Source organism: Pseudoroseicyclus sp. H15, from assembly GCF_054353345.1.
Genome location: NZ_JBTHJE010000005.1, coordinates 614,015 through 626,888, shown reverse-complemented (window position 1 = coordinate 626,888; position 12,874 = coordinate 614,015). Strand labels below are relative to the sequence as shown.

General features: G+C 70.2%; 10 protein-coding genes. 4 read left to right on the top strand and 6 right to left on the bottom strand.

Going from position 1 to position 12,874, the window contains the following annotated elements; all coding sequences use genetic code 11:
- Window positions 1-98 precede the first annotated feature (98 nt).
- Entirely contained in the window at window positions 99-602 is a 504-nt protein-coding gene (locus ACXN5S_RS13785) for a cell wall hydrolase (protein WP_458606013.1), read from the bottom strand.
- A 133-nt stretch (window positions 603-735) separates the two neighbouring features.
- Here ACXN5S_RS13785 and ACXN5S_RS13780 point away from each other — a divergent pair, with 133 nt between their 5' ends.
- Window positions 736-1,758: a hypothetical protein gene (locus tag ACXN5S_RS13780; RefSeq protein WP_458606012.1), complete on the top strand. Its 1,023-nt coding sequence runs from the start codon at window positions 736-738 to the stop codon at window positions 1,756-1,758.
- Window positions 1,759-2,004: 246 nt separating this feature from the next.
- Here ACXN5S_RS13780 and ACXN5S_RS13775 read toward each other — a convergent pair whose 3' ends face one another.
- Window positions 2,005-2,703, bottom strand: a complete 699-nt coding sequence (locus tag ACXN5S_RS13775; RefSeq protein ID WP_458606011.1) for an SIMPL domain-containing protein — start codon at window positions 2,701-2,703, stop codon at window positions 2,005-2,007.
- Window positions 2,704-2,901: 198 nt separating this feature from the next.
- Between ACXN5S_RS13775 and ACXN5S_RS13770 the strand changes: the two genes are divergently transcribed.
- From ACXN5S_RS13770 to ACXN5S_RS13760, 3 genes are all read left to right on the top strand, one after another.
- Entirely contained in the window at window positions 2,902-6,804 is a 3,903-nt protein-coding gene (locus ACXN5S_RS13770) for a hypothetical protein (RefSeq protein ID WP_458606010.1), read from the top strand.
- 75 nt (window positions 6,805-6,879) lie between these two features.
- On the top strand, window positions 6,880-7,530 hold the full coding sequence (locus ACXN5S_RS13765; RefSeq protein WP_458606009.1) for a glutathione S-transferase family protein: 651 nt from the start codon (window positions 6,880-6,882) through the stop codon (window positions 7,528-7,530).
- A 100-nt stretch (window positions 7,531-7,630) separates the two neighbouring features.
- A complete protein-coding gene (locus ACXN5S_RS13760; RefSeq protein ID WP_458606008.1) occupies window positions 7,631-9,547 on the top strand; it encodes a monovalent cation:proton antiporter-2 (CPA2) family protein in 1,917 nt (638 codons plus the stop codon).
- Here the strand turns inward: ACXN5S_RS13760 and ACXN5S_RS13755 are convergent.
- From ACXN5S_RS13755 to ACXN5S_RS13740, 4 genes are all read right to left on the bottom strand, one after another.
- Window positions 9,544-10,242, bottom strand: coding sequence for an ABC transporter ATP-binding protein (locus ACXN5S_RS13755; protein WP_458606007.1), 699 nt, complete (start codon window positions 10,240-10,242; stop codon window positions 9,544-9,546). The two genes, ACXN5S_RS13760 and ACXN5S_RS13755, sit on opposite strands and share 4 nt — an antisense overlap.
- 91 nt (window positions 10,243-10,333) lie before the next feature.
- Complete coding sequence (locus ACXN5S_RS13750) at window positions 10,334-11,071, bottom strand: ABC transporter ATP-binding protein (protein ID WP_458606006.1); 738 nt, start codon at window positions 11,069-11,071, stop codon at window positions 10,334-10,336.
- Entirely contained in the window at window positions 11,059-11,991 is a 933-nt protein-coding gene (locus ACXN5S_RS13745; protein WP_458606005.1) for a branched-chain amino acid ABC transporter permease, read from the bottom strand. Before ACXN5S_RS13745 ends, ACXN5S_RS13750 begins: the two co-directional genes overlap by 13 nt.
- Complete coding sequence (locus ACXN5S_RS13740) at window positions 11,988-12,866, bottom strand: branched-chain amino acid ABC transporter permease (protein WP_458606004.1); 879 nt, start codon at window positions 12,864-12,866, stop codon at window positions 11,988-11,990. Before ACXN5S_RS13740 ends, ACXN5S_RS13745 begins: the two co-directional genes overlap by 4 nt.
- Window positions 12,867-12,874: the final 8 nt, after the last annotated feature.

Genomic DNA, 12,874 nt, shown 5'->3' with positions numbered 1-12,874 from the left:
TCGAAATTTGACGCGGCGGCCTATTCTCGTGTTTGTCAAAAGACAACCACGAGTTGCGACAATCCGACCACACAAAACCGGGAGCGTGCGCTTTTGCCCTACCAGGGCGTAATGCCCTCGATCTGACGGGGCGGCGTGGACTGTGTCACAAGCTCTGGCCGGCGCCGCTCGTAGAAGGCATTGCCGCCAGCGACCAGCACGTAGTGTATGTTGTTGTAATCGGCGTGATAACTGGCGGCGTGGAAGAATTGGGCATCCGCGATGAAGGGGTGGCGCTCACCCCGCAGCACCGCGGCCGCCGCCTCGCGCACCAGCGGCATCGAGCTGTCGTTCATGCGGCTCGTCATGATGCCGGGCGCAAATTGGCCGCGCTGGCCGACCACCTCGCAGACCGTATCGGGATAGCTGGGCGATTCGACTCGGTTCATCACGACGCTGCCCACGGCGATCATCCCATCGCGGCTGGAGCGAATGGATTCGAAATACATGGCGCGCTCCATGCATTCCTGTTCGCTCTGCCGATTAAACAGCCCGCAGCCGGCGAGCGAGGCAAGGGCAGCGATGGCAAGGGCGCACTGCCGCGCCGAATGGGGGCGTGTCACTCTGGGATGTCCTGCTCGATCTCGTTTGTTTTGCCGGGAAGAATAGCAGGCAAAGCGGCCATGCGGCAACGATGATGCAAGGGGAGCGGCGCTGGGGCGCGGCGGGCGGCGAAATACCTTAACTTTGCCCCAAATGCCGGGCATTTGGATGGGCATGTCGGTGCAATCGGCCAAGGGCCAATCGTTCAACATTCTCATCGTCGCCCAGGCGGGGCGGCTGCAATACGAGGCGCTGCTCTTCGCCGCCTCGCTGCGGGCGATGTCGCCAGGCTTCACGGGCCGCCTCATCGTCGCCGAGCCGCAGCAGGCGGGCCTGTGGAAGGCAGAGACGGCCATCGCCCCCGACATCCACGCCGAGCTGGAGCGGCTGGGCGCCGAGATCCGCCCCTTCACGGCGCGGCTCTTTGGCCAGGCCTATCCGCAGGGCAATAAGATCGAGGCGCTGGCGCTGCTGCCCGAGGGCGAGCCCTTCGTCTTCTTCGACAGTGACACGCTGGTGCTGGGCGAGCTGGCGGAGGTGCCCTTCGATTTCGCGCGCCCCACGGCCTCGATGCGCCGCACCGGCACCTGGCCGGTGGAGGAGCTCTATTGGCCCGGCTACACGGCGATCTGGCGCTCGCTCTACGACAAGTTCGGGCTGGAGTTCGAGGGCTCGCTCGACCCCGCCCAGCCCGATGAGCATTGGGAGCGCTACCTCTATTTCAACGCCGGCTGGTTCCTCGGCCCCGACCCGGCGGAGTTTCACCGCCGCTTCGCCGACTGGGCGGTGGCGGTGCGAGACCATCCGCCGCCCGAGCTGGTCATCCAGCCGCTGAACCCTTGGCTGGACCAGGTGGTGCTGCCGCTGGTGATCCATTCCCTCGGCGGCGGCCGGCCGGGGCCTGAGCTGGCGGGGCTCGATGGCGATGTCACCTGCCACTACCGCCTGTTCCCCCTGCTCTACGCCCGCGAGAGCGACCGCGTGGTGCAGGTGCTGGAGGAGGTGGCAGCGCCGAACCGGGTGAAGAAGCTCCTCAAGCAGCACCCGCCGCTGCACCGCATGGTCTACCGCGGCCAGGGGGCGGAGGTGCGCGCGATGTTCGATCGCGCGGCCCTGCCGGCGGACGAAGCGGAGATCCGCAAGGCCATCAAGGAGGCGGGGTACTGGGTGCGTTGAGACGGCACGCGCTGCAGAGCGCATGTCTCCTCGCCAACCGCACCAACGGTGCCGCGCCGGGCGAGCGCCGGCCCGTGGGGTGGCGCAGCACCCTTTCCGCTTATGCGCTTTATGCTCGCCACGCCCCTCCCAGCGGCGGGCTAAGCGCTGCCGTCACCAGAGCGCCAGCCCGTGGGGACGGGCCGGCGCTCGCCCGGCGCCTTCGGCTTGACTCCGGGCGCGGTGAGGAGCGGTTAGGGAAGCACCCTACTCCGCGATCACCCAGGACATGGTCACCTGTGCCGTCACGCTCAGCTCGCCGGCGGCCACGGGCATGCCGCCCGCCGCGCTGTCCATCATGCGCATCTCGTTCATCGGCACGGGGTTGCCCATGCCGCCGCCCTCGGTGAAGGCCGCGATGGGGCCGAGCGTGATGCCCGCCGCCTCGGCATAGAGCTCGGCGGTGGCGCGGGCATCGGCCACGGCGTCGCGGCGGGCCTCTTCCAGCGCGGCGGCATTGTCCGACAGGCCGAAGCTGATTCCGAAGAGCTGGTTGGCACCCTCACCCACCAGCCCGTCGATCAGCTCGCCGACGCCCTCAACGTCATGCACCCGCACGCTCAGCGTCGAGCCGGCGACGAAGCCGACCTGCTCGGGCGGGTTCACCTCGTAATTCATGTCGGCATCCAGCCGCAGGCCGCTGGTCTGAATGTCGGCGGGGGCGATTCCATCGGCGCGCAGCGCCTCGATCACCGGGGCCAGCGCTTCGCTGACCGCATCGAGCGCGGCTTCGGCGCTATCGGCGCGGCGTTCGACACCGAGGGTGATGATCGCCATGTCGGGCTTGGCGGCAGCCTCGCCCTCGCCGGTCACGGTGAACAGATGCTCGGCACTCGCGGCGACCGGCAGGGCCAGCAGGCCGGCGGAAAGCAGCACGGGGCGAAGCAAAGAATGGGGCAAACGCATGGGATACTCCTGAAGGTTCTGCGTTACGTCTAACCATCTGACGCATCTCGCAAGCGCTGCCTTGGCGCACCCCCGCAAATAATCGTGTGCCGCCCTCCGCCGCCCCGGCCTTTGATCCGGGCGGAAAGTTGCTCTAAGCTCTCCCGGCGTGGTCGCGACCCTTTCCGCCTCGCTCTGCAGGATGATAATGGCCGTCCAATGAAGCCCGCATTTGCACTCTCGCTCACGGTGGAGGGAATCCGCCTGCTGCACCGCTCCGGCGGCACCTGGCACCTGGTGGGCGAGGTCAAGCTGGATACGGCCGATCTCGCCGCCGATCTCGCGACTCTGCGCAAGACGGCGCTGGCGCTCGATCCAAAAGGTCTGCGCACCAAGCTGCTGATTCCCAACGACCAGATCCGCTACATCGCACTCGATACAACGCGCGTGACGGTGGAGGACGTTGAAACCGCGCTCGACGGCGCCACCCCCTATGCGGTGGACGAGCTGGCCTATGATTTCTCGCGCGGCGGCGGGCGCACCTATATCGCCGCCGTGGCCCGCGAGACGCTGGACGAGGCCGAGGCCTTCGCGGTCGAGCATCGCTTCGCCCCCGTCTGCTTCGCCGCCGCGCCCGAGCCCTTCACCTTCAACGGCGAGCCCTTCTTCGGTGCCTCTGCCGCGGCGGCCGAGCTGCTGCCGGGCGGTGAGAGCCCCGAGCGTGACGACCAGCCGGTGGACCCCAAAACGCTGCGCGCGCCCCGCGCCCGCCTGCCCTGGGAGAAGACCGGCAAGATGCCGGCGCCGCCCCTCGCCGCCGGGCCGGGCCTCGCCTCCGAGCCGGAGGTCGAATTCGTGCCGGAACCGGAGGCTGAGCCTCAGGTCATGCCCGAGCCGGAGAACGTGCCGGAGCTGGAGACCGCGCCTGAGCCGAGTGTCCAGACCGAAGCGGAAGCAACGCCCGAGGTGGCGGTCGAACATGAGACCGAGCTGCCGGACAACGACCCGATTCCCGAGCCTGCCGAAGACGAGCCGCCGGTCGAGACACCGGTGCTCGATGAGGCCCCCGCCCCGGCCGAGCCGGTGGACCTGGCCGACGACGCACCCGACGAGGCCCCCCTCGGCGAGCCGGCATCAGACCCGCTGGCCGAGCCGGAAGAGGCAGAGCTGCCGGCGCCCACCGTCGAGCCAACGCCCGCCCCCGCGCCGGAAGAGCCGGCCTCCACCGACCCTGCACCCGAATCTGAAGAGCCGCCGGCCAGCTTCTCCACCCGCCGCCGCCGTCTTGGCGCTGCGGCAGAGCCCGCCCCGGCCCCGTCGCCCGACGCAACGCCGATGTTCGCCTCGCGCGCCCGCAAATGGGGCTCGGAGCCGCGCGCCGGGCTCGCGCCGAGTGCGCCGCCCGAGGCGCCCCAGATGCGCGCGCCAGAGCCGCCGCTCGCGGCGCCGGGCAGCGACACCCCGAAGCCCGCCAGCCCGGTGCCCCCGGCCAGTGCCAAGCCACCGCCGTTGAAGGCGCCCGTCCGCGCGCCTGCCCCGAAGGCCCCCGCCCCGGCCGCCAAGGACAGGCCGAAGCTCATGCCCACCGGCGCCAGCGCGGCGCTCGCAGCCGATCCGAGCCGTGCCCCGGGCGGGGTGCGCCCGGCATCGCCGGCCCAGGCCGGGCCGCTCCGGCCCGAGGCTCCGGGTGCAGCTGCGCCGCCGATCACCGGCCTGTCGCCAGAGGCAAAACCGGCCGGAAAGGTGAAGACCGAGATGCCGCCCGCCCTCGCCGCCGCCGTGCGCGCCAAGGCCGGCAGCCAGAGTGAGGGCGCCGAGAGCTACACCTCGCTCACCGTCTCAGCCCCCCGCAACTCGCCCGCCGTGACGCCGCCGCAGCCGGCCGCCACGAAAGCGCCCGCGGCCCGCCCGAAGACCGCCGCCCCGAGCGGCGCGATGCCGACCGCCGCCCCCGCGCCGGTCGACGATGGCGCCACGCCCGTGCGTTTCGAGACGGCGAAACCGGCGAAGACCGGCCTTCTCGGCAAGCGCCGCGCCCGCAAGGAAGCCGCGGCCACCACCGTCGCGGCCCCATCGACCCAGAGCGCCGCGCAGGCTGCCGACGAGCGCGCCCGCGCGCAGGAGCGCGAGCGGATGACCGTCTTCGGCGCCCGCGAGGCCGCGCCGCGTGCCGCGCCGAAATACCTCTGGCTGATCCTCACGGTCCTTCTGGTGCTCGTCATGTTCGCCGTCGCCGCCTTTGCCGCGCCGCGCGTTATCGCGGCGCTCTTCGGCCCGTCCGATACGGTTGAGAACACGCAGCTCGCCGCCGCGCCGGAGGATGCTGCGCCCGGCGATCTGGATGGCGCCATCGCCGCGACCTCCTCGATGATCTCCAGCGCCGCCGGCGAGCTGGAGACGACGCTCGACGAAACCGAGCTCGCCGCCCTCGAAGACCAGGTGCCAGGCTTCGACGAGAGCAATCTGCTGCCGCCCGAAGCCACGGCCAATGTGGCGGAGCCGCGCGGCGTGGTGCCCAGCCCGGCAGAGGCCGAGCGCTTTTATGCCGCCACCGGCGTCTGGCTGCGCGCGCCGCGCCTGCCGCTGCAGCCGCGCACCACCAGCCTCGACGAGCTGACCGTCGGCCTGGCCGAGACGGCGCCGGAAACGGCCGAGGCGCCCAGCCTTGCACGCTCCAGCCCCGACCCGCGCCTACCGACGCAGATGAACCCGCCGCCGCCCGGCGCCACCTTCCCGCGCGACGCCCGCGGCTTCTTCCTGGCGACCGACGAGGGCACGCTCACGCCGCAGGGCCTGCTCATCTACGCCGGCCGGCCCGACATCATGCCGCCCACGCGCCCCGGCACCGTCGCCCCCGACGAGCCGGTCTTCCCGGTCACCTACGCGCCTCTGTCGCCGCCGGAGACGCGCCTGCGCGCCCGGCCCGAAAGCGTCGAGGCCGCCGCGGTCGCCCTGCGCGAGGAAGAGGCCGCCGAAGACGCCCCCGCCGAACCGGAGGCGGCGGAGCCCGAAGCAACCGATGCCGCCGTGGCAGGCGCAGACGTGCCGGACGATCCAGCCAACCTGCCCGTGACGGCCATGGCCAGCGATGGCGCCACGCCCGGCGCGGTGGGGCTGGATGCGCTGGAGTCGGGGCAAACGGGCGACGCCGCCCTCCCCGCCGCCACGGCCGACGGCTGGACAGGCGCCACCCCCGAGCTGCGCCCCGATGATGCCGCCGGCAGCGAAGCCCGCGCCCTGCTGGAGCCGGGTACGCAGCTGGGCGCCGCAGACGACGCCAACTCTGAAACGCTGGGAGAGGCCATCGCCGAGGCGGCCGAGGGCGCGGCGTCTGACATCGAGCTTGCCTCCAACGAGGCGCCGCCCGAGATCCTCACCGCCCTGCCCGGCCCCGCGCCGCGCAACCGGCCCGAGGGGCTGGCGCCCGAAGAGGAAGAGGCCGCCGCTCTGCCCGCTGACGAGCCGCCTGCCGAGATTCTCAGCGCCTGGAACGGCCCCACGCCTGCCCAGCGCCCCGAGGGCCTGGCGCCGGACGATCTGCCTCAGGTCCTGACCGCTTGGGACGGCCCGGTGCCCGGCGTTCGTCCCGAAGATCTGGCCCCAGCGACCAGCGAAGAGCTGGCAGAGGGCACCGAAGGCGAAGATGCGCCAGCGCAAAGCCCCAGCCTCGCCAGCGCCCTCCTCGACATCACCGCCAATTCCACCAATCCGCTCGCCGGCGCCACGCAGCAGGCTGTCGCCGTCGCCCGCCGGCCCGACAGCCGGCCCGCCAACTTCTCACGCGTCGTTGCGCAGCAGCAGGCCCGGCAGCCCGCCGCCCCCGCCGCCTCTGCCCCCACGCAAGTTGCCAGCGCCGCCGTTCGGCCCACGGGCCCCGTGCCGGGCTCTGTCGCCAGTGCGGCCACGATCGAGGATGCGATCAACCTGCGCGATATCAACCTGATTGGCATCTACGGCAGGCCCGGCGACCGCCGCGCCCTGATCCGCATGCCCAACGGGCGCTACCTGCGCGTCGGCGTGGGCGACAGCCTCGACGGCGGACAGGTCACCGTGATTGGCGACAGCGCGCTGAACTACGTCAAGCGCGGGCGCACCCTCTCACTGCAGGTCGCCGAGGGCTGACGGGCCCTTCAACTCTCCGCTTCCCTCCTGCAGGCTGCGGCCTTATGTTGATATCAACATTAACTGGAGGGCAGCATGGCCGATCTCATCCTCACCACCTACGACTGGGTTCCCGACGTCCCCCGCGGCTATGTGCGCGATCTGCGCATCCGCTGGGCGCTCGAAGAGGCCGGCCTGCCCTACCGGGTGGAAAGCACGTCTTTCGAGGACAGGGGGCCGGAGCATCTTGTCCACCAGCCCTTCGGCCAGGTGCCCTGGCTGACCGATGGCGACCTGTCGATCTTCGAAAGCGGAGCGATCCTCCTGCACCTCGGCAGCCTCAGCCCGGAGCTGATGCCGCAGGATCCCGCCGGGCGCAGCCTTACAACGGAATGGGTGCTCGCTGCGCTCAACTCCGTCGAAGCGGCGAGCCTGCCCTGGTCGATCCTCGCCTTCTCCGGCATCGACGAGGGGCCGGCCCGCGAACGGCTGGACAGCTTTCTCACCGGCCGGCTCGACAGGCTGGAGCCGGTGCTAGCTGGCCGCGATTGGCTCGCCGGGCCCTTCACGATGGCCGACATCCTGATGTCAGACGTGCTGCGCCTGGTGAACCGGCTGGAAGGGCTGGCCGGCCATCCCGCCTGCCGTGACTACCTTGCGCGCGCCACCGCCCGCCCGGCCTTCCGGAAGGCCTATGACGACCAGATCGCCCATTTCGCGGCGGCGGATGCAGCGCGCGGCGGTTGAAGGCGCCGGCGCCTGATCTTCGCTCATCGCGCCTGGCCGAGAGGTGGCCGGGCGCCATGGCCTGTTGCCGTGCCGCGCCGGCGCTGTAACAGTCTCACCCATGGAATCCATGCTTCTTCAGGCCGTCATCTATCTCGCCGCCGCGGTGATCGCTGTGCCGCTCTCGGCGCGGCTCGGGCTCGGCTCCGTGCTCGGCTACATTACCGCCGGCATCCTCATCGGGCCGGTGTTCCACCTTGTGGGGGCCGAAAGCGAAGGGCTGCGCCATATCGCCGAATTCGGTGTGGTGATGATGCTCTTCCTCATCGGGCTGGAGCTGGAGCCGCGCGCGCTGTGGGACATGCGCCACAAGCTGATCGGCCTCGGCGGCCTGCAGGTCGGGCTCACGGCGGCGGCGATCGCGGGCGCCATGATCGCCTTCGGCCTGCCGTGGCAGCAGGGGCTGGCCATCGGCTTCATCCTGTCGCTCTCGTCCACCGCCATCGTGCTGCAGACGCTCGACGAGAAGAGCCTGATGCAGACGGCGGGGGGCCGCAACGTCTTCTCGGTGCTGCTGACGCAGGACATCGCGGTCATCCCGCTGCTGGCCCTCCTGCCGCTTCTGATGATGCGCGAGCTGTCCTTCGCGCCCAATGGCGCAATCGAGCCGGCCCAGGTGGAGGAGCTGCACACCACCGCCCATTTCCTCGAAGGCATGCCCGGCTGGGGCGTGACGCTGCTGACGCTCGGCATCATCGCCGCCATCCTGCTGGCCGGCATCTACGGGGCCCGGCCGGTGTTCCGCTACATCCACCAGGCCCGCCTGCCCGAGATGTACACCGCCCTCGCGCTGCTCATCGTCTTCGGCATCGCCGTGCTGATGCAGAGCGTCGGCCTGTCGCCCGCCCTCGGCACCTTCATGGCCGGCGTCGTGCTCGCCTCCTCCGAATTCCGGCACGAACTGGAAAGCGACATCGAGCCGTTCAAGGGGCTGCTGCTGGGGCTCTTCTTCATCACCGTCGGCGCCGGCTTCTCTTTCGACGCCTTCCTGGCCGAGCCGCTGCTCCTCATCGGGTTGACGCTGGGGCTGATCGCCGTGAAGGGCGCCGTGCTCTACCTGCTTGCCCGCATCTTCCGGCTGGAAAGCCGCGACCGCTGGCTCTTCACCCTGTCGCTGGCGCAGGCCGGCGAGTTCGGCTTCGTCCTCACCTCGTTCAGCCTGGCGCAGAATGTCATCCCGCCGGTCTATGAGCAGCGGCTGCTCATGGTCATCGCGCTGTCGATGCTGATGACGCCGCTGCTCTTCATCCTCTACGAACGCCTGGCGGATGGCATGCATGGCGAGGTCTCCCGCGAGGCCGACGAGGTGGACGAGGAAGGCCCCGTCATCATCGCCGGCATCGGGCGCTTCGGGCAAGTGGTGAACCGGCTGGTGCGCTCGGCCGGCTTCGACACTGTCGTGCTCGACAACAACCTCGCCGCCATCGAGACGATGCGCACCTTCGGCATGCGCACCTATTTCGGCGACCCCACGCAGCCCTCAGTGCTGAACGCCGCAGGGCTGATGAAAGCGCGGGTGCTGGTCGTCTCGCTAGATGACAGGGCGGCGGCACTGCGGCTGGTGCGCCACGCCCGCCGCCAGCGGCCCGACCTGCATATCGTGGTGCGCGCCTATGACCGGGTGCATGCCTACCAGCTCAACCATGCCGGAGCGGATGACATCGTGCGCGAGCTCTTCGACAGCTCGCTGCGCGCCGGGCGCTATGTGCTGGAGCAGATGGGGCTGAGCGACTGGGAGGCCTCGGAGGCCGAAATGACCTTCTACCACCACGACCGCTCCAACCTGCGCGAGCTGGCCGAGCTGTGGAAGCCCGGCGTACCGGTCGAGAAGAACGAAGAATACGTCTCCCGCGCCCGCGAGCTCAACGCCGAGATGGAGACCGCCCTGATGGCCGGCATCGCCGCGAACCGGGGCAGCGAAGAGCCCCCGCCCGGCTACCGCCCGAAGGGCAAGGTGCAGGTCGAGCGGCGGGGCTAGACGCCAACGTAGCGCGCGAAGGCCGGCGCGCCGGGCGCCAGCGCCGCGCGCGGTTCCAGTGCCCCCACTCCGCCGCCAGAGAGGAATGCCACCCTGTCTGCCACCTGCAGCACGGAATCGACCCGCTGCTCGACCAGCAGAACGGCCACGCCCTCGCCCTTCAGCCGCAGGATGACCTCGCGGATCTGCGCGATGATCGACGGCTGCAGCCCCTCCGTCGGCTCATCGAGCAGGAGCACGGCGGGCCGGATCGCCAGCGCCCGCGCGATGGCCAGCATCTGCTGTTCGCCGCCGGAAAGCGTGCCGGCGCGCTGGCCGAGCCGCTCCTTCAGGCGGGGAAAGAGCGTGAGGATTTCATCGCGGGTCGAGCGCGGCGAGCGTCGGGTCATCAGCCCGACCTCGATATTCTCTGCCACGGTCAGATCGCCGAAGAGCCGCCGCCCCTGCGGCACCCAGGCGATGCCGGCGCGGGCGGTCTCCTCCGGCCCGAGCTCGGTGAGGTCCTTGCCCTCCAGGCTCATCCGCCCCTCCCAGAGCGGCCGCACACCCATGATGGCGCGCAGAAGCGTCGTCTTGCCCACGCCGTTGCGGCCCATCACCGCCAGCACCTCGCCGGGCGCGACGGTGAGCGAGACGCCCTCCAGCACCCGCGCCTGGCCATAGCCCGTGCCGATGCCCTCCAGAACCAGCGTCATGGCGCCGCTCCCCCGATTTTCGCTCGAAAATCGTGCACGGAATTCGCGCGAATTCCGAGGCCCGGTGGCCGACGATATGCCCCGGCCCCGCTCATCCGCCCAGATATGCCTCTTGCACGGCCGGGTCAGCGCGCACCTCCGCCGGCGTGCCACGGGCCAGCACCTTGCCCTGGTTCAGCACCGTGATGCGCTCGGCCAGCTCCATCACCACCTCCATATTATGCTCAATGAGCAGCACCGTCGTCTCCGGCGCCAAGCTGAGCACCACCTTCTTGAACCCCGCGATTTCCGAGGCGGCGAGGCCCTGCGTCGGTTCGTCGAGGATCAGAAGGCGCGGCGCCAGCGCCAGCCCCATGGCCACCTCCAGCAGGCGCTGGTGCCCGTAACTCAGCGCGCCGGCCCGCACGCCTGTCTCACCCTGCAAGCCGACGCGGGCCAGCACTTCGGCGATCTGGGCTTTCGACGGGCGGCTGCGGAGACGGGATTGCAGGGCGAGCGCCACGTTCTCGCCCGAGGTCAGGGCCGCGTAGATCGAGGTGATCTGGAACGTATAGGCGATGCCACGCCGCACCCTGGCATGGGCCGGCAGGCGGGTGATGCGGTCGCCTTCGAGCTCGATATAGCCCTCATCGGGCATGAGCCGGCCGGAGAGGAGCGAGACCAGCGTCGTCTTGCCCGCCCCGTTGGGCCCGATCAGCCCGTGGATCTCGCCCGGCGTGATGGTGATATCGACGCCCGCCACCGCCTCGACGCCACCGAAGCTCTTCACGAGGCCCCGCGCCTCCAGGAGTGGGGCTGGTGTCTGGCGGACGTGGCTTACCGCAACCATGGCGCCCACCTGTCACGGACGGCGCCGAGGAGGCCCTTGGGCGCGAAGAGCACCAGCAGCACCAGTGCCGCGCCGACGACGAAGAGATAGGCGTCGGTCACCTCGCTGGTGAGATCGACGAGGTAGAACATGATGAGCGCGCCCAAGAACGGCCCCAACAACGTGCCGGCCCCGCCGAGCAGAACGTAGAGCAGCGGCAGGATGGAATACTGGATGCCCGCGAAGCCCGCGCCGATATAGCCGAAGCTCAGCGCCCACCCCGCCCCCGCCGCGCCGCAGATGAGGCCCGACGCGGTGAAGGCGGCGAGCTTGGTGGTGAAGGGGTTGTAGCCCAGCATGCGGCTGCGCTCTTCATTCTCGCGCATCGCCACCATGACCCGCCCGAACCGGCTCGCCACGAGTGCGTAGGCCGCCAGCATTGCCACGCCCAGAAGGATGAGCGCGAAAATATAGCGCGGCGCCTCCTGGGAAAGATCGAGCCCCGGCAGCTGGCGGGCAGCGGCGGGCAGCACCAGCCCCTCCTCACCGCGCGTGATGCGGGTGAAGTAGATGATGGTCAGGTAGCCCGCCTGCGCGAACATCAGCGTGACGATCATGAACGACACGCCCTTGGTGCGAAGCGCCAGCGCCCCCGTCACCGCCGCCACGAGCCCGCCCGCAGCGATCCCGGCCAGAAGAGCGGGCACAGCGCCCCAACCGAGGTGATAGGCCGGCAGCCCCGCCGCATACATGCCGGCGGCGAAGAAGAGCGCATGGCCGAGCGAGAGGAGGCCCGTGTAGCCGAAGGCGATGTTGAAGCCGACGGCGAAGGTCGCCAGCAGCATCACCCGCACCAGCGCCGCCAGCGGATAGGCCGGCAGCACGAAGAGCAGCGCCAGCAACAGCGCCAGAAGGCCGAGGATGAGCGCGCCGTTCCTCATGCCGCCTTTTTCCCGAACAGGCCCTCGGGGCGGAAGACCAGCACCAGCGCCACCAGCAGGGTGGCGAGGATCTTGGCCAGCGTCGGCGAGAAGAACATGCCGATGATCCCGTCCGACAGGCCGATAATCAGCGCCGCGACGAGCGTGCCGCGCAGGCTCCCCAAGCCGCCGATGATCACCACGATGAACGAGAGCAGCAGCGGGTCCTGCCCCATCAGGTAATGCGCTTGCTGGATCGGCACCACGAGCACCGCCGCCAGCGCCGCAAGGCCCGCGCCGAAGGCGAAGGTGCCGGCATAGACGCGTCCGGCGGAGATGCCGAAGGCCCTCGCCACGGTGGCATCCGCCTGCACGGCGCGCATCATCAGCCCCGCCTTGGTGCGAGTGAGCAGCGCCCAGACGGCGAGCAGAACGATCAGGGCGGCGGCGACCACGCAGAGCTTGTAGCCCGAGTAGCCGAACCACGGGAATTGCACGCGGAAGGAGAAGGGTTCCGGCACCGGCCGTGCGGCGGGGCCGTAGATCGTGAGCACCGCCTGCTCGATCATGTAGAGCAGGCCGATGGTGGCCACGATGGTGGCATCAGGGGCGTAGTTCAGCCGTCGCAGCACGGCGACGTCGGCCAGCGCCGCAATGGCGGCCACGAACATCGGCGCCAGCACCAGCGCGGCCACGAAGCCCACCGGCGCGCCCGCGAACCACTGGCTCACATACCACGCCGCCACTGCGCCCAGCATGAAGAAGGCGCCGTGGGCGACGTTGACCACCCGCATGATGCCGAACACGAGGCTCAGCCCCGTCGCCGTCAGCGCCAGAACGGCGGCGGAGACGAGGCCCTCCAGAACGGCGAGCAGAAGGAAGGGACCGAACCCCATGCCGCTGC